Raw genomic sequence first — 19,357 nt, 5'->3', positions numbered from 1 at the left:
GACAAAGGGGTAAAGCAATTCAATTACAATGATTTACCTCATAACAAAAAGCTTTATAATTATCAGCGAATAATATTAATAATGATTAAAGGATGATTATGAAACTAAGTAGAGATGATGTGGCTAAGTTAGCAGGGGTTTCACCAACCACGGTTTCTCGAGTATTAAATAATCGTGGCTATATTAGCGCAACAACTCGTCAACGTGTTCAAGATGCGATGGAAACCTTGGGCTACTATCCCAATGAATTAGCACGTTCATTATCAAATAATAAAAGTAATTTGATCGGTTTAATTTTTCCCAGTTTAACTAATCCTTTTCAAATGGAGTTAATCAGCTATTTAGAGAGAATATTATCTCGTCAAGGTTATAAAATATTAATTTGCAATAGCCATCATAACCAAGAAGAGGAAAAGAATTTTTTATCCATGCTGAGGCGACATCAGGTTGAAGGGGTAATTGTTAACTCCATGAATGAAAATTTAGCTGATTACCTAATCCCAGATCTCAATATCGTATCAATAGATCGTAAAATTAATGAAACGATACCGGTTATTTCGTGTGACAACTACGCTGGGGGATATCTGGCCAGTCAACATTTGATCAATCAGGGTTGTAAAAAGATTCTGTATATTGGTTCGATTACCAATGATAAACATGTCGATATGGATGCTAACAAGCGCTATCAAGCTTATAAAGATAGCATTAAAGTTGCCGGACTTAAGCCGATCACACTTGATATGGATTTTTCAATCAGTTATCAAGAAAAATATCAGCTAATCAAACAACGTTTACAGTCGCAATCTATTGATGGGGTACTGGCTGATGATTCCTCAGCCATCGCGACAATTAATGCCGCAAGAGACTGTAAATTATCTTTACCTTCACAATTGAAAGTAGTGGGATTCGATGGTGCAGAATTAACGCTACAACATATGCCATTTTTGACGACAATCCGTCAACCAATTTTACAAATTGCCCAAAATGCAGTTTCGATATTGTTAGCAATGATCAATGGTGAACCCTATCAGAGTATAACCAATTTACCCATTAGCTTGTATCAAGGGTACGATAATTGCATTTAAGTCATTTGCTCGCTAAAAAATGGTATTTTGGTTATTTAATCTGAGGAATATGATAAAAATAAAAAAAAGATCTAAAAATTAAATCATTATAAATCAAACAAATAATAAATTTTTTAGAAAAATATGAATTTTTTTTAAAATTAGTTGGAACTTTTTATGATTTAGTTTGTCTATATATTCAGATTACGTTAATTCATTTTTTTGCCCTCCACTCAATTCGTTGAGTGGATTTTTTTTATCTACAATTCTAGTTAGATCTCACACACCTTGCAATATCCGCACTTTTTTACTGACCATACCACGGATAAAATAATTGCTATATCAAACTTATTGAACAATAATTAACAGTACGTTAATATCTAACGATTTTAACTTTCGCATAAAATAGCGTCATTTCAATTATTATCAAGGCTTATCTTTTGCTTATTTTGTTGGTCTAATTTGGCTAATAAATATTAGGGTAATCAATGACGTATCAATAATAAGTGAGCAGAGAATTTTCATGTTATTTTCATCGAGAACAAAAGGGCACCTGATAGCGCTGATGACAGTATTTATTTGGGGAATAACCTATGTGGCAACCAAAGTATTACTGACAGATTTTAAACCCATTGAAATTCTCTTTTTTCGCTTTACCCTAGGTTATGCCACACTTTGGTTATTAGCGCCTCGCTTTTTTGCTTGGCAGGGGATTAAACAAGAGTTAATGTTCCTCGGTGCCGGATTTTGTGGGGTGACATGTTATTTTCTTTGTGAAAATATTGCGTTAACCTATACCACCGCCTCAAATGTTGGGGTGATTACCACATTGGCGCCGGTGTTTACCGCAATATTGGCGATCTTCTTTCTGAAAACTGAAAAACCCGCTAAAAGCTTCTATATCGGTTGTCTATTTTCGATGATTGGTATTGTGTTAATTACCTTAAATGGAAAATTTGTATTATCAGTTAATCCACTTGGCGATTTACTGGCGGTATTGGCTTGTCTATTTTGGGCATGTTATTCAATTTTAACCAAACGAAGTAGTAATTATGGTTACAATATTATTTTACTGACGCGAAGATTCTTTCTTTATGGCCTAATGTTTATGTTGCCAGCGTTATATTTATTTGATTTTGAATGGAATTTGTCAAGATTTAATCAACCCGTCAATTTAATCAATATTTTATTCTTAGGTGTTGGTGCATCGGCTATCTGTTTTGCCTCTTGGAATTATGCGGTGAAATTAGTCGGTGCGGTAAAAATTAGCATCTATATTTATTTGGTACCAATTTTGACAATTATTAATGCGGTTGTCATTTTAGATGAACCTTTTACTTGGATTGCGGCAATTGGAACCTTATTTACGCTTAGTGGCGTGTTGCTGTCTGAAGGGAAAATCAAACTTAAAAAGCATTAATATTTTATTAATGCTTTGACTTAAAAAATGTTACCTACAGTGCCACGATTACTGTATGCGCTTATCGATTGCTTGCATAATAACTTGCCCTAAGTGCTGATAATTTTCATCAAAATGGTGACCACCCGGTAATCGAAATGCTTCGCCTTTCATCTCAGGTTGTAAGCAACCGGTATCCTCTTTCTCTTCTTCACCATAAATGCAAAATAATTTATTTGCCGGAATCTGATTCACTTCAGGGGCAGTTTTCATTTCATCGCCCGATTGTCCCAACCAACCACTGACTTCGATTTCAAAATTAGCCTCTTTAGAAAAGGCAATCATAATCAAAGCTTGCACACTTTGTTGATCTTCTTTGGATAATCGATTATAGAGCGCCGGTAAGATATCTCCCCCAAAGGAATAACCAGCTAAAACAAATCTATTAATCCCCCATTTATCTCGATACTCTTGCATTAAATTGGTTAAATCTTTAGCACTACGTTCAACCGAACGATGTTGCCAAAATAGCTTTAGCGCATCGACACCAACCACCGAGTAACCATGGTCAGCCATATATTCAGCCGAAATTTTGTCTAAATCACGCCATCCCCCGTCACCGGAATAATAAAAGGTAACACTGTTAGGATGGGGCTGTTGACCTTTAGCCGGTAATTCAATCACCGGTAATGGTTCATGCTCGCCAAATAAAATAGAGGATAAATGTAAACTTAACAACTCAGTTGGTGATGCCTGATATTCACCAATTTTGGTGGTGACTTTGATCTGTTTTTGTTGGCGAGGAAAAATGGCAACTTGTTCATCAGGTGGATTATTCCAAATCACTTGCCAGATTCCATGACTTGCTTGTGCAGGTAAAGGTGCGTCACAATCTTTATGGTCTAAAGTAAATTCAATCGATAAAGCTTTGGCATCATCATTTTGTTGCTTGCTTAACCAGCGATAAGCAAATGCCGCACCTTCTTGCATGCCGGCAACAACAAACTTATCTTCATTTAAGATTTTCTGTGCCTGTTCGAAGCGCGTTTGCTGCTCGGCACAACTACCTTGTGGTTGTAATTCAAACTGCACCAATTTAGCGCCTGTTGATTCAGATAAGGTTAATAACTGATCAGCGGTAAAGTGGTTATCTTTGGTAGCAACAATAATGGCTGCGGCTTCGGCCGATTGTTTTGGTGCAGCCGATAAGATAGAAAAATTTTGACTGACCGTAATCGTATCTACAGAAGCACTGCGCTGATTTTTATAAAAATACCAACCGACGGCTATAGATGCTGTGATTAATAGTAACATCACGAAGAATAAAACATAACGTATGATTTTTTTCATTTTATTCATTCTTATTCTGCGTTAAATTTGATTTCCCGCCTGAAATTAACATCGTGGTGTCAATTAAGGCGACCAAAGGATCAAGTCCTGCCGGAACTGCCATATAACGTGGTTGCCAATGGGTGGCAAATTTTTCTTTAAAGCGACGCAAACCTTGGAAGTTATAAAAACGTCCGCCACGGCGAAAAACTAACGCACCTAAGCGTTGGATCATCGGGGCACCACGTCGCCTTTGCATGCCGGCAAGTGGCACCATACCTAAACTAAAGTACTGATATCCTTTTTCCTGATAATGTAAAATCAATCCCACCATTAAAAATTCCATAGTTGACTTAGGAATATCTTGGAGAACTCGCATTAAATCAATGCTGGCACTATAGTTTTGCTCGGTTTCTAATAGATTCACAAAAGCAATAATGCGACCTTGGTACTCAACCGCGGCAATGGTGAAATTATCTAAATAGGACTGCGAAAAAGCGCCTAATGAGAATTGCTTTTCTTTTGCCTGTTTATTTTTCAGCCATGTGTCCGAGACTATTTTTAGTTGATCTAGCGGTGCAGTACCAGGCGGATAAAATTTCAAACTCAGGCCATCTCGTTGCCCGCGATTCCAAGTATATCGTAGATCTTTATAACCTTTTGATGTTAAATCAAACTCTTGTAAATTCACCAATGCTTCCTCGCCAAGTTTGACCACTCTAAGTCCTATATCCATATAAAAGGGGAGATTGTTTGCGTTAACTTGATAGAAAACAGGACGTAAATGGTGTTGATCACAAAGATCTCTAAAGGCCCAGATTAAATCTGCTCGGGCGTTATCATCGCCAATTGGATCATAAAGAGCAACCATACTTCGTCCGCGCCTTGCATACATAATAAAAGCGGTTTTTGATTGATTGAAGAGTAAGGATTTATCCCCACTCATCGCTAGCCCACCTTCGGGTTGTTTTGAGTCAAGGATGATCTGATGAGCTTGGTTTAACTCCTCTTTAGTGGCAATAGTTAAGATCGGTAGTGCCGGTTTGAATAACCAAAACAACATCACACCACTTAATAATATCAAACTTCCTAACGCAGCACGCAAGGCTCGAGGAACATGGCTATCTAATTCAAATTGCCACCACAAATCATGACTATACGGAATATCTTGATAGATAAATAAGATTAGCCAAATCAATAGGATAATTAAACCAAAGCTAACCACAAAGGATTTTAATGAAAAAGGTAAAATGCTTAATCGACTTTTACGATAAAAAGCATCCCGAAAATAGCCCAAGAGTATTGCGATGGTTAATAATGTCGCCGCTTCAATCCAGTGTAAACCTCTTAACAACGAGCAGATACTACCCAATATCAATAATATAACCGATAAACCCCAAGCAGAATAAAGCCTGCGACGCAATCCCATTGCCAATAATAGGCATAACACACCAATTAAGCTGGCAGTTAAATGGGCAAAATTGACAATTTTTTTCGGTATAAAGGTAGTGACAAGATGATGATTAAATCCTGGGATAACACTCGAAAACATCATCACCACGCCGGCAAAGAATACCGCTGTCGCCATAATTGTTGCCGCAATGCCGGTATCGGTTTCTTTAACTTGTGGGGCCGATAAAAAGTGTTTACCTTCATTAATTAATAACAAAATTCCTGCCGGAATCAGCGGTAATAAAATATAGATCAACCGATAGATGACAAGGGCAATCGTTAAGGATGCGGCACCAATTTGCGATGAAAAAGCGGCTAATATAATCGCCTCAAATATACCAACACCACCAGGAACATGACTAAGCACCCCAGCCACTAACGCTAGAATATAAATCAAGATAAAAGTGATAAAGTTTGGTTGATTTGGGAGTAAAAAGTAGAGGATCGCCCCAGCTAAAATCGTATCAACTAACGTGATTACAAGTTGACTGCTAGCTAAGCGCCAGTTAGGTAAACGGATTTTCCAATGAAAGATTTGGTATAACCGCGTATCGTTATTGGGTGTTGCCGACAATTGGTGCGCATGTAAAAAGAGCAAAACACCGACATAACTAAGCAACACCACACTAGCCATTATTTCAATACTCATTGCCGAAATATGGAGGGCGATCACGCTATTTTTAATATCAATTAAAGCTGCGATTGCTGCTAATAACGGTAAGGTAAAGCCTAGCGAAAGGGTCACAAAAATCGACATCCGTGCCACATCAATGGTGCTAAGTCCATATTTAAAATAGAGCCGACAACGAATGGCGCCACCAGATAACGCGGATAACCCGACGGCATTACCAATGGCCGACGCACAAATCCCCCCCATCGTAATTGTTGACGGTTTTAGCTTAACCCCTGCATAACGTGCCGCCGACCATTCATAGCCAATCAACATGCTATAACTGGCTATTGCCGATAAAGCCGAAAGCAAAATTGCATGATAAGGAAGTTGCTGTAGTGCTGATTGTAAATCGTTAAGATTGATGGTTTTTAACAAATGCCAACACACTACCAATGCAATACAAAAAATAGATAGTCCAAATAGTAGAGCGATAAATTGACGATATCGAGTGAAGCATTCTATAAGCTGCCAAGGCAGAACTTTACGTGCTGATATTTTCACTTAATCAACTCCAGTTAGTTGCAGTGATAATGAATTTTCATTGAGGCATTCTACCTCTCGAAATTAGTGAAAACAATTGAAAGAAATTAAAGAAAATATAAAAAAACATTAAATACAAGGAATTTTTTAGTAAATTAGATTAAATAACCATCAGTTGTAAGATTAAATTCGATTAATTATTCGTTTTAAATGGATTTAGTGATTTTTTGGCAAGGATTTCTGTGTTTATCTGTCAATCATTATCTAAATGGATAGATAGCGGTTAAATGCTAGCTGCGGTAAAATAGATCATATTCAGACAACAAATAAAATATCACTCCAATTTTAATAAGTATAATAAAATGACGCTAACACCCCAACAACAAACCACCCTAAATAACGTTAAAGCGTTTGTCAAACAGAAGCTTTCACATGATTTTTCTGGCCATGATATGGCGCATATTGAGCGAGTGGTAAAGCTAGCCAACAAAATTCTCAACCATCAACCACAAGCAAATGCCTTTATTGTCTTGATGAGTGCTTATTTGCATGATGTTATTGATGAGAAAGTGATTGCTGATGTTAATAACGCGATTAATGAATTGCAGGACTATTTGCGATCACTCAATTTAACCACTGAGGAAATGCGTGCTATTTTCGATATTATTGAAAACATGTCCTATCGAAAAAACCTTTCACAAAAAACAACACTATCATTGGAAGGGCAAATTGTTCAAGATGCTGATCGTCTTGATGCAATTGGGGCGATTGGTATTGGGCGTACTTTTTATTATGGTGGTAACAAACATAATATCATGCATGATCCCAATATTTTGCCTCGCACCAAGCTCAATGAAGATAATTACAAGCAACCAAACACCGTAATTAATCACTTTTATGAAAAACTATTTTTACTCAAAGATATGATGAATACTCAAACCGCTAAACAAATCGCCGAGCAGCGCCATGAAATTTTAGTCAAATTTGTTAAACAATTTGAACAAGAGTGGCTTGGCAACGATTAAAAGCTATCCAAACTCAGGCTAAACGCTTTTTATCCATTAGGATTTCGTTGGCGTGGTTCAAGGCGCTTTAATCATGCTCTTTGTTTAAATCGGAATAGGTGCGCCAACCAATGAGAGTACAATTGGTAAGGTGATCAAACTTAACAAGGTACTCACTAAAGTGGCACTAGATACCAGTTCTGGATGAGTATCAAATTGTACCGACATTAAGGTCGTATTGGCGGCACTTGGCATGGCGGCTAAAACAATAAGAACCTGTTTATACATTGGCGAAAGTGGCATAAAGTACACCATCGCAAATGCAACCATTGGTGAAATTACCATCCGAGTAGTTAAAGCAAATGATAGTTTTGGGTAATCAAGCTGGGTAATTTTGATTTTCGCTAATTGCATACCAAGAATAATCATAATGATCACAATCGATGAGTCACCGATCATACCAATCGAGGTCATAATCGATTTTGATAATGGAATGTGGCCAAGCTGGAAAATAATGCCGGCAAAAGCCCCATAGGCAACTGGCATTCGAATTACTTTTCGAATCACATCTTTTTGACTGACAATATCACTATGCGAGCTGCCTTTTGCCGCATAATAAATGCCAATGGTGCTCATAACAAATTGTTGTAACACCATCATAATAACGCCTAAATCGAATCCCAGTGTACCAAAAAATACCAGTAATACCGGCGTACCATAGTTACCATTGTTCATAAAACATGAACTTAAAATCAATGCACAGCGCTCTTTGACCGAATAGCGCATAATGATTGACCAAATGCTAACAATCAATACCAACGAAACACAGAGTCCAAAGATATAAACAATATAGATAAAATAATCGCTAGTTAAAGTGTGGGTATAAAAGGTTTTAAATGCCAAAAAAGGTGAAAGCACATACAGTGACATTTTAGAAAGATTGGCGACATCAAACTTCAGAACTTTTTGCGAAATAAATCCGACAATAAAAATACAAAAAATAGGAAACAAGATAATAAAAAATTGCATAGTGTTAATTTTTTCGTTAATTAATTTATTGAATCTATAGCCATTACTATCGATTCGCTTAGTTTCTGACAGGTGTTATCATCAAGGGCTTTGTTGTGTTTATCGGTTAGAATAAACAGATCTTCAATATGTTCGCCGATGGTGGCTATTTTAGCACTCCTCAGCGATAAGTCTAATTTTGCAAAGACTTCGCCGACACAAGCAAGTAATCCTGGCTTATCAAGGGCGATTAATTCCATATAAGTATGATTGTCATTAAACGATGAGATAAAGTTAACTTGCGTTGGCACCGAAAACGAACGTAATCTCTGTTTAGCGGGTTTAATCGTTACCCCTTTATAAACCGATTGATTGAGCACTTTATTTAAGGTTTGAATAATATCTTGATGGCGATTTTCCGGCACCACTTGGCCATTAGGTTCAAGTACAATAAAGGTATCAAGCGCCAAGCCATTTTTATTGGTAATAATTAATGCATCATGAATACTCAAATTTAACATGCTCAACGCATTACAGACAGCGGCAAATAAAAATGGTCTATCGGGTGAGTAGATAATGATCTCGCTGCCACCATGATGCGGTTTAGGATTAATGGCAACTAAAGTTTGTTGTAAATCTTTATTTAATAACAGCTCAGCATGCCAAACAATCTGCTCGACGGTATAGCGCAAAAAGTAGTCAACACGATAATCCTGCCAAAAATGTTTAATACTCTGTTCATCATAATTTTTGGCAAGCAATTCAGTTAGTGCTTGCTGTTTATGTTGTCGCGCAATGCTACGTTGCTCTGGTATTTGGTGAATACCAGAATCAAATGACCGTTCAGCGGTTAAGTAGAGTTCGCGCATTAAGCTCTGTTTCCAGCTATTCCATAAGGTTTCATTAGTAGCACAGACATCGGCAACGGTTAAACAGAGCAAATATTGCAAGCGTCGTTTACTTTTGACCAATTGTACAAATTCACGAATAACTTCTGGATCTTGGAGATCACGGTTTTGGGCAGTTACCGACATCAATAAATGGTAACGAACTAACCAAACAATCAAATCAGTATCTTTAGCATCTAATTCATGCAATTGACAGAAAGATTCCACTATTTTCGCGCCAATTTCCGAATGATCGCCATGTCGTCCTTTACCAATATCATGAAATAATCCGGTAATTACGAGTAATTCCGGTTTGGATAATTCGGCAAATACCTTTGAACTATTGGGGTGTTTTTGTTTCCCTTCTTCTGTACGTAAAAGATCCAGTTCTAACAATAAGCGTATTGTGTGTTCATCGACAGTATAGGTGTGAAACAGATCAAACTGCATCATCCCAGAAATTTGTTGCCAACCAGGTAGATAAACCGCCAAAATCCCATATTGATGCATAGGTAAAATCGCCTTTTTAATAGCATCAGGATGTTTGATGATTTTTATAAACAATCTTCTGGCTTCCGGCTGCTCACACAATAGATAGCTTAATTTTCGTCTTGCAGAACGGAGTTGCCGAATGGTATTGGAGTAAAGCCCGGTAATTTGCGGGTTAAGCAAAAGGGTATAAAACAGCTTAAGAATCATCACCGGATCATCTGTGAAAACACGATTATGTTTAACATCAATTAGATTATCTTTGCTTTGGAAATGCTCATCAATATCATAGGTTTTATATTGTGAATAACGTTTCAATAGTGACTCATCGAATAATTGCAACAGCATCTGATTGAGTTCGGTAATATTATGTGCCACCCGATAATAATCATGCATCATGTTTTCAACCGGAGCGTTACCTTCACCGCTATAACCTAGCATTTTAGCGATACTTAACTGACGATCAAACAGCAGACGGTTGTCATAACGATTAATCACGCTGTGCAAAGCAAAACGCATACGCCATAAAAATTTACGACATGTATTAAACTCTTCAACTTCGTCTGGCGTTAAATAGTCAAAATGGGCAATTTTTTGTAAAAACTCGCCACCAAAATGGCGGATAGCCAGCCACTGAATAATCTGCATATCCCGCAAGCCACCCGGGCTATTTTTTAAATCGGGTTCTAGATTATAGGTGGTACTATGATATTGTTGGTGCCTTTGTTGTTGCTCTTTAATTTTGGCTTGATAAAACGCCGGTGAAGGCCAAATTTTATCACTAAAAATATAGGTTTGAAGCTCCTTAAGTAATGACTCACTTCCAGCAATCAGCCGTGATTCAATTAAATTAGTCATGATAGTGATATCATTTTTAGCTTCTTGCAGACAGTTTTTTAATGTTCTGACACTATGACCAATATCCAGATGAAGATCCCAAAGCAAACGAACCAAATCGCCTATCTGTTTTTCAAGCTCTTTGGTTAGTGAGTTATCACTTAATATCAAAATATCTATATCAGATAAAGGATGTAGCTCGCAACGCCCATAACCACCAACAGCAATAAGTGCAATACGGTTTTTTTTCAAGAGTGATGAAACGTGTTCTGGAATTTGATAGTAAAGCCATAATCGTTTAAGTAGTTGATCGATAAATTGACTACGCAAATGGACTAAATCATCAATATCAACATGATTTCCAAATTGAGTGATCGACCATTGTTGAAACGCATCGAGTTGCTGTTTTAGGTAGGGGACAGTGATTTGCTCATCACTAAAATCAAGCGGAGAGATAGAATAATGCGTACCAGTCATAGTCATCATATCAAATTAAGCTAATTCAATAGCCATATCGTCCCGCGATTTTAAAGGAGTGTCAAGTTACAATACTTACACTTTTTGCTTAAATGTCATTGCTGCCTTTTTAAGTGATTATTTACTATTGTTGTAAAAATAATTGAGGAGTTTATACCATCAGCCGGTATTAGTTGAGGAAAATGTAAATGGAATTGATGTGACTGAGTTATTTTTGGTAGTTCTTCGGTTGATGTAGCAATGGTTGAATTTGAAGATGATTGGGTAAAAGTTTACAAGATATTATCTTTTAATAATCTGATTTCATTAAATATATTAGAAATTATGCGGTTAAACAAAGTAAGAGGGCTAGATTTTATTACCACAAAAGCTCGTTAGTATTTTTTAACATTAGGAAAAAGAAGAGTGTAGAGAACTATTTACTCATCAAGGAGGAATATGCAAACTGAGGGGGATATTGCAAAATATTGGTCACCGGTGGTGAATAACTCAGTTAACCGAGCAGTTTAATTCCGACCAACCAAATATTGTTTGATTAAGCGATATCAGTCACCTCAATAGCAATGGTGATTGGTTATGTCAGTGGCTGATCATCGATTTGTATAAAAAAAAATATGGTTAGTTTATAAACCAGTCGTTATCTATCTTTTGGTAGAAGTTAATGTTGTTTGCGATGTCGTTCCTTCTAAAGCATCATTTTCAGTGGTTGTAACAGATTTTAGCGCCACAGCACCAACAGGTAATGCTTTTTCAATTGTTAAGTATGAACCTTGTTTGGCTAACCATTGCTGTAACTTATGAAAATCACCACACCAAAGGGTTTCTATGTCGTTATCACGTTGTTGATTATTTTCGCCAGTCAATTTAACTGCTCGTATCTGCATGCGTGCAGCTTCTGCTTTACCAGCTAACTCAATACCGTAGCCTGGTGTAGATGGATTACGTAAAACTAATCGTCCATCTTTCACCCACTTAGTATCCATACCATGTCGAACTTCATAGCCAAGACTAGCCAATCCTTGCAAAATAGCTTGTTGTCTGTAAGTTGCCACGGTTTTTTCGGTTATTTGTGCCAGTGTTTGTTCACAGCTATCAATTAATTCTTTCAATTGGTTAATGTTAATTGTATCAAGTGTATTTAAATCAAAATCTAAAGGTTCCACTGTTTTTTGATTTAATTCAGCTATTAATAATTCCAATTGTGTCTGTAATGCATTCCTCTCCTTGGCCTCTTTAACTGCTTGAGCCAAGTTTAGCACAATACTATCAAGCAGTAGTTTTTGACGGCTATCTACTGGTTGTTGCTCAATGGCATTTGAACGCTCAATAAATACCTCATAAATCTCTCTTTGCTCAAATGATAATTCAGCAAGGTAGTGTTCAATTTTTTGAATATAAGGATCTTTCTGTAATTCAATGTGTTGTTTTTCTAGCCAACTTGCAAAGGTTTGCGTGGTATTATCTTCCACCATACGATTTAACAAAGCTTGTTGCTGTTGTGATAGTTCTGTGGTGTTGTTAGGTTTGAGTAAACTAAAGGCTTTAGTTAAAAGCTGATTAATATTACCCTGATATTTTCCTTTAATTGCAGCCTGTAATTCGTTATTGAATTCATCTGAGATAGCTATTTGTTTATGATTTAATAAATTAACCAGAGCTTTGATATTTTCTTTGGCTTGCTTTACTTCAATAGCATGCTGGCTTTTCGCTGCTATCTTTAATTGTCGACGTTTAGCAATATCATCGTCTAGATTGGATATTGCCACCAAAACCTGTTTGGGTATTTCTGAGAAAAGTTTCTCTTCAAACATCTGATCAAAGTTTTTTCGTGTTGCAAGGATCGCTTCATAATAATTTTCATCTGTTTCTCCCAGCTTGACCATCGATTTTTGCCATTGTTTGATCGCTTGATCAAGACGGGATAAATGGCCTTTACAGGTAGCCGTGATTTCTTGTTTCGTAGTAATTCTGACAACTTTTGGTCCACTCATTGACTTACCTCAGGTGTTAATACTGTTTCAACTAACGTTTTTAAACGTTGCTTTTCTTGTTCTTTATTTGCATACCAATTACGTGATGAAATGCGTAAAATGTTAGGAATTGCCTGTTTTAAAACTGATTGTCGCCAAATATCACGAGCTCGAGCATGGGTTAATAATGGATTAATCGGGGCATCACATTCAATGCCGATACTGTAGAGTTTGGTCGCCGGATCCTCAATCGCAAAATCAAGCGCGAATACGTCATTACAGGATTGTCGCATATATCCAACACCCAAGGACTGGATAAAGGCTTCAACATCATCCAGAAAGGCATCTTGTTGCTTAGTCTCAGCGTTTTCAAGAACAAGCTGGCTATTGCCTGCAACTCGATTAAGTAAATCGTTACTATAGTCAAAATGACCCTCTGATAGCGCTTTAGCATAAGCTAAATAGCATTGTAAATAATCTCTTGGGTTAGTGGCGATCTGTTTACCGGATAACATGTCAGAAATATCGTTTATTGGCATAGAGGAGACCAGAACGACTTTTTTACGAGCTCGTGTAATGGCAACATTGAGCCGTCTTTCCCCCCCTTGTTGACTTAATACACCGAAATTACGTCTAAAAATTCCTTTCTCATTACAGCCAAAGGTTGTCGAAAATACAATAATATCACGCTCATCTCCCTGTACATTTTCAACATTTTTAATGAAAATGGACATATCTTCGCCTTTATCCATCCGTTGATTTTCTTCTTTATAGATGTAGGCAAACTTTTCATCGTCAGCGGCTTTTTCATAAAAGAGTTTCTCAATTAAATCTGCCTGTTTTTTATTAAAGGTAACAACGCCTATAGAAGGACGTTCATCCAAAGAGTGTTGCCAAATTTTCGATACTACTTGAACCACTTTTTGGGCTTCTTTAAGATTGGTTTGCTGTTCATAGACACCATCTGCCCAAATATATTCTATAGGCTGAGCTTGTTTAATCGTATCTAAAGGATGACGAACCGGTATATTTAATTGATTCATATAAAAAGCGGCATTTGAATAATCGATTAACTCTCGATATGCCGAACGATAGTGAATTTGTAAGCTCGTGGTAGGTAACACCGAACGTGCAAGTTGCAATAAATCAGGGCAATCCATAATTTCTTTTGAGTTCCATTGACCTTGCAATACCTCTTGCTGCTCTTCAGCGGTTAATTCAGCGGTTAAGTTTAGATCTAAATCTTCCTCAAGCTCTACTTGAGAACTAAAGAAAGAGCTAGGTGGCATTTGCTTTTCATCGCCACTGACGACCGCTGCTTTACCGCGATAAAGTGCTGGTATTGCATATTCGATCGGCATTTGAGAGGCTTCATCAAAAATAACCACATCAAATAAGCCTGATTTTAATGGTAATAGTCGGCTCACAATATCGGGATTCATTAACCAAATAGGCCTTAAATTCATGAGTCCTAACGGTTCACCTTGCTCGATAAACTCGCGTAATCTTCTTGCGCGTTGCCCGGTTAATCGTGTGATATCCTCCCATTGTCTAGCACTCGCTAACTTTTTGACAGGAATGTTGTGCCTAAACAGAGTCTTATTTAACTCGCGGATCTTTTGATCGGCCGTAGCTAAAGCCTGAATTTGTTGTTGTATTTCATCCTCATTAGTGAGCAGTACGGGGTTGTCTTGCTCAATACGGGTTTTCCATGTCTGTTTAGCCTCATAATCTAATAATTGTCTAAAACTTTTATCGAGCGCAGTCACAGCTAAATTGCTTAACTCTTGCTGATAATGCCTTAAACGTTCAAACAATTTCATCGCTTTGGTTGATAATTGCGGAACTCGTTTTCTAAAGTATTGGTAAGCTTCAAGGGTATCAAGTACACGGTTAATTTCTACCAGTAATATAGGTGAAACAGCATTGTTTTCGATGGCTGTTTTGCAGTTTGCATAGAATGCATCTTCAAAATAATTTATTAACGGCAGTAATGCCTCTAATGAGGCTTTGCGTGCAGCATATCTTTCAAAAGCGGTATGATAATCATTTAATAAGTGTTGAAATGCCACTTTACTTTGTAGAACTGACTTTTCCACTTCTTCACTGTGCGGGGCAGCCATAATCCTTTCTGCCCACTTTTTTACCTCTTGTAAACTTATTAATGTTTCATTGACAACATTTTTAATATTAAGATTGCTATGGTTGTCAGGCACAGGCAGTTGTAGTTTAGCGAAAATCGCCTGTATTTCTTGACGAATGGGGCGATATTCTTGTTCAAGCACCAAAGCATTATAAAGCTTAACAATAGCCTCTACATTCGGCAGTTCGCCTTGTGATATTAAATAAGCTAATAACGTCCGTTTTGCTTTATAGCGTTTAATACTTAAAAAACTATACCAAGGCTTAGGCATGACCATCAGTCTTGCTTTGTTTGTTAAATCATTTAATGCATCAGACTCTAGCAAACATAGTCTAAGCGATAAATTACACCAACTGCTTTCAGTTAACAGAGCTAAGCGCTCTTGCAGTAGAGTCAGTTGCCTTATCAGTGAGTCACCGTCTAGCTCAGCTGAAGTCTGGGCACTCTGTTTAAACAAAATTAACCATTTAACTAACCGCGATCGAATACTTTCTGAAATGGTTAGAAAATGATTTCCCTCATTTTCAATCCATTGCTGGTAGGGTTTGGGATTGTCTATTTCAAACCGCGCGCTGCTACTCAACTTATTGATTCTTAGTTGTTCAACGGTTAAAAAATAGCTAAAGAATTTTTTAAAATCCTCTAGCGTTGCTAAATCATGGGAAAATGCTTTTAGATGAATTAATGGGCTATTTTCATAACTGGCTGGCAACCAAAAACGCACCAACGGTGCACACTCATTTTTCAAAGCCATTAACTGTTGTGGATTGCAATCACTTAGCACCGGTCTTAACTGAGGCGCCGCAAATAACTGATAGTGTTGACTTATGCCAATTAAATCAGCAAGTAACTCTCTATAACTTAACTGTGTTTGCGGGTCTGTTTGATGTAGTGCCTGATGATAACTATCTAAACGATTTTCTAAATCGGTAATTTGGGCGGCAACTTGCTTACGTTTTTCGATCCAATCGGTTCTTTTAGGAGATTTAAATAATAAATCCAGTTGTTCACGGATACTATTAATCACAGAATTTCTATTCGCATTAATATCATTGATCATAATACTGCGTGCATCTAGTCCTTCGGCGACTAAGCGTTTATAGACGACCTCTAAGGCGGCTTTTTTCTGGCAAACTATCAACACGGTTTTATTTTGGCCAATCGCATCACCCACCATATTTACAATTGTCTGGCTTTTACCTGTCCCTGGTGGTCCTTCAATTAATAGCCCTGATTGCTGTCTGGCTTGTAAAACGGCATTTTCTTGCGAAGGGTCACTAGCTACTGAAAAATAGCGATCTAACTCTTCAGGTTTTTCTGGAGTCTGTGCAACTGCTTGATAAGGTTTTAATCGCAGTGCTGTCTCTAATGCGGTATTAACCGGTGATAATTTCTTTAAGCGATTAAGATCTTCACCGATGGATTGACCTAAGAAGTTGACATCAAATAAGACCGCTGAACATGCAAAGCACAATTCACCACGCTCAGCTTCAACGCTAATAGGTAGGTTTTGTACTTGTTGAGACAATACATGCCCTAAAGTAGCCAAGGCATCCATGACTTCAAGTGTCGTCAGTGCAGATCTAGCGAGTAACTCATCTATAACGCTTTTACAATTCTCATACAATGCCTTTCCTAATATGCCTTCTAATGCAGGATTAACTCTAATCTCTTCACGTTCATTATCAAAAGCTAACGTAATACGATTGCGAGTGCCCATGTCATAATTGAGTTTAATCGGCCAAAGTAATAGCGGAGCAATACGAGGTAGTCGATAGCTATTAGGCTCTTGATAAAGTAAAAAGGGGAATCCCATGTATAATCCATCAATTCCGGTATCTCTTTTATAGAGATTGGATTGACGGTGTAAATTACGCAACTGATACTCTATGAGGTTGTTGGCTTGAAAAGCGGCTACATCGATGGCTTGCTGTCGGTTATTGCGCTGAACAATATGATCGAGCAATTTATTCGCTGACGTTGCTTGGGTACCCAATAAATGAATATCGACACGTGCAGTGTACATTCCTAGGCGCATTCTCACCAAAGGACCTTGCAAGATAGATGTAGTGACTTTTTTATGGAAAAAATCAATAATCTGTGAGGTATACTGCCGTTTATGTGGTTGTACCCATTTTTCTGGTGCAATACTTAATAAAACCAACAACCTTGATAATGGCATGCGTTTTTCAAGGCGGTATTGTTCTGCCCACTGATCTACTTCATCCAAACCTGTGCTGGCAAATCCGGTGATCCTTTCATTTAGCTGTTGATAAAGTGTTAAACGAGGCTTGGCGATTAACGCTGTTAACGCTTCATCATCAGCTATATCAATATGCAATTTTTTTCCTAATGCTCGTGACTCCTTAATGACGGTATCTAAGGATTTAAACTGCCCAAGTTCAGCACTGAGTAAAACAATTAAATCTTCTTCGCTAATGGTTCGTCGCTCTAACAATGACAATATCCCCGCATTATTCGCAGCGGGAAACAGGGCATTTTTCTCTAACCATAACGCGGCTAATTGGGCTCGTGAAGCTGATAACAAATGAATTCTTAAAATTTCTTCATCAAGTTTTATTTGTAAATTTAATGCGCGCTGGCGAACCACATTAGCACGCTCATGTAAACGCCATAACCACACTTCAGACGTTTTTAGTAAGCTTGGAATAACGCCTGTAATAAGCTGGTAACCGTCATTAGGATGTTGCAATAGCCAATTTGGTGTGACAATATCACCGTTGAGAATGAGCGGCATATCTGGATTTAAGATCTTTAAAACCACCATCAATTGCATATCTGGGGTTAAATCCTGCTTACGCATCACCTCTCTAATAGTAGCTAAGTTAGTTGCGTCAAAAGCTGTTTGCTCCAACCATGTAATCAAATTACCTCGGGACAATAGCTCAGTTGCTTCCTGCCAATTAACTGGGTTAGCCGCATTTAACGCAAATAATTTAATTCTATGGTAGCTTTTTCCTGCTAAGAAAATACTCTTATCAAGATCAACTTCTTGCACCGTCGATGGCAAATTTTCGGCGGCTTCTACCGCTTCGCCATTAATCCATGCTTGAACTTCAGGCCATTGCCAACGCTGATGATGGTCTTTGGTCAGCAGTCCTCTTAATAGTAACTGTAACCGTGGATCTAAAGTGGTTGGTATATCTATACCATTGGCCAATACTTGAATGATAAATGCTTGGGTGTTAAGTCCGACAAAGCAATTACCTTGGGTCAATTGCTCCAGTAGAATCATGCCCAAACTCCACCAGTCGGAAGCAACACTTACACCACCGGCGACGACTTCTGGTGAGGTATAAAAGGTAGTTGCCAAAGGCGATATGACTTCTAAATCAAATTCGGAGAGCCTAGCTGAACCAAAGCCTGTGATCACCAAATCCAAAGGCTCTTTGGTACGTACTAATAAGTTATTTGGTCGTAAATCACAATGACGTAAACCTGCAGCAGTAAATGTATTGAGTGCTTGACCTAACTCAGTCATGACATGACGAATAGTATCCATGTCATTTATTACCATACCAAGGTCAGCTAACATACCACCGGTTAACTCTTCTGCCACAACATAAGCCTGATCGTTCCAACGACCTTTAGCAATAATTTCTGGCACATGTTCACGAGGCAGGTTACGTAACACCTCATACACCTCAATATTAGGCTCAGCACCAGCATGATAAAGTGTTAATACCGCCCGTTTTTCATCATGTAATCTTTTGACTAAGTAACGTTGACGCACTCCATCAGTTTGGTTAATGAGTTGCAGTAATTGCCAATCATCAATGGTCGTAATTTGGGCGTCGGTTACGTGTTCTTCTTGGTCAGAAGGTAGTTGTTCTCTATTTTCTGAACTATCTATCTCGGTTGTCTCGGCTAAATCGGCACCACACTCCATGCAAATTAAATCACCAGCCTCCATGATATGACCATTAACACAGAGCGCTACATGATTTTGTGGTAACACATCATTAACCGTTACAACACTTTGCGGGCGCCATCCTGCTTCACTAATAGTAACGGCTGACAAATCCCAACCGCAGGGTTGACCATTGATAGTTCCTTCACAAAAAATCTCTTGAAGAGATCGCTCGGTTTGACAATTAGGACAAAACCGCATCATCGCCATGCTA

9 protein-coding genes are annotated in these 19,357 nt (G+C 37.9%); 3 read left to right on the top strand and 6 right to left on the bottom strand.

What is annotated here, in order from left to right:
* Positions 1-98 precede the first annotated feature (98 nt).
* Together DKK70_RS13360 and DKK70_RS13355 are read left to right on the top strand one after the other, a co-directional pair.
* A complete protein-coding gene (locus DKK70_RS13360; RefSeq protein WP_110434456.1) occupies positions 99-1,085 on the top strand; it encodes a LacI family DNA-binding transcriptional regulator in 987 nt (328 codons plus the stop codon).
* Positions 1,086-1,587: 502 nt separating this feature from the next.
* Positions 1,588-2,484, top strand: coding sequence for a DMT family transporter (locus DKK70_RS13355; RefSeq protein WP_110434455.1), 897 nt, complete (start codon positions 1,588-1,590; stop codon positions 2,482-2,484).
* Between the two features lie 48 nt (positions 2,485-2,532).
* On the opposite strand, the gene DKK70_RS13350 is transcribed toward DKK70_RS13355, so the two are convergent.
* Together DKK70_RS13350 and mprF are read right to left on the bottom strand one after the other, a co-directional pair.
* Positions 2,533-3,813, bottom strand: a complete 1,281-nt coding sequence (locus tag DKK70_RS13350; RefSeq protein ID WP_181416017.1) for a virulence factor family protein — start codon at positions 3,811-3,813, stop codon at positions 2,533-2,535.
* Position 3,814: 1 nt separating this feature from the next.
* Entirely contained in the window at positions 3,815-6,418 is a 2,604-nt protein-coding gene (gene mprF, locus DKK70_RS13345; RefSeq protein ID WP_219999801.1) for a bifunctional lysylphosphatidylglycerol flippase/synthetase MprF, read from the bottom strand.
* Between the two features lie 341 nt (positions 6,419-6,759).
* Here mprF and DKK70_RS13340 point away from each other — a divergent pair, with 341 nt between their 5' ends.
* A complete protein-coding gene (locus DKK70_RS13340) occupies positions 6,760-7,422 on the top strand; it encodes an HD domain-containing protein (protein WP_110434453.1) in 663 nt (220 codons plus the stop codon).
* Positions 7,423-7,506: 84 nt separating this feature from the next.
* Here DKK70_RS13340 and DKK70_RS13335 read toward each other — a convergent pair whose 3' ends face one another.
* The 4 genes from DKK70_RS13335 to DKK70_RS13320 form a co-directional block, all read right to left on the bottom strand.
* A complete protein-coding gene (locus tag DKK70_RS13335) occupies positions 7,507-8,430 on the bottom strand; it encodes an AEC family transporter (RefSeq protein WP_110434452.1) in 924 nt (307 codons plus the stop codon).
* A 20-nt stretch (positions 8,431-8,450) separates the two neighbouring features.
* A complete protein-coding gene (gene glnD / locus DKK70_RS13330) occupies positions 8,451-11,108 on the bottom strand; it encodes a bifunctional uridylyltransferase/uridylyl-removing protein GlnD (RefSeq protein WP_219999800.1) in 2,658 nt (885 codons plus the stop codon).
* Positions 11,109-11,740: 632 nt separating this feature from the next.
* Complete coding sequence (locus DKK70_RS13325) at positions 11,741-13,090, bottom strand: hypothetical protein (RefSeq protein WP_110434450.1); 1,350 nt, start codon at positions 13,088-13,090, stop codon at positions 11,741-11,743.
* Positions 13,087-19,353 carry a protein kinase domain-containing protein gene (locus tag DKK70_RS13320; RefSeq protein ID WP_219999799.1) on the bottom strand — a complete coding sequence of 2,089 codons (6,267 nt, stop codon included), beginning with the start codon at positions 19,351-19,353 and terminating at the stop codon, positions 13,087-13,089. Before DKK70_RS13320 ends, DKK70_RS13325 begins: the two co-directional genes overlap by 4 nt.
* Positions 19,354-19,357 lie beyond the last annotated feature (4 nt).

This window comes from Gilliamella apicola (assembly GCF_003202655.1).
GTDB classification, from domain to species: Bacteria; Pseudomonadota; Gammaproteobacteria; order Enterobacterales; family Orbaceae; genus Gilliamella; species Gilliamella apicola_R.
This window is presented reverse-complemented; position numbering and strand designations above follow the sequence as displayed.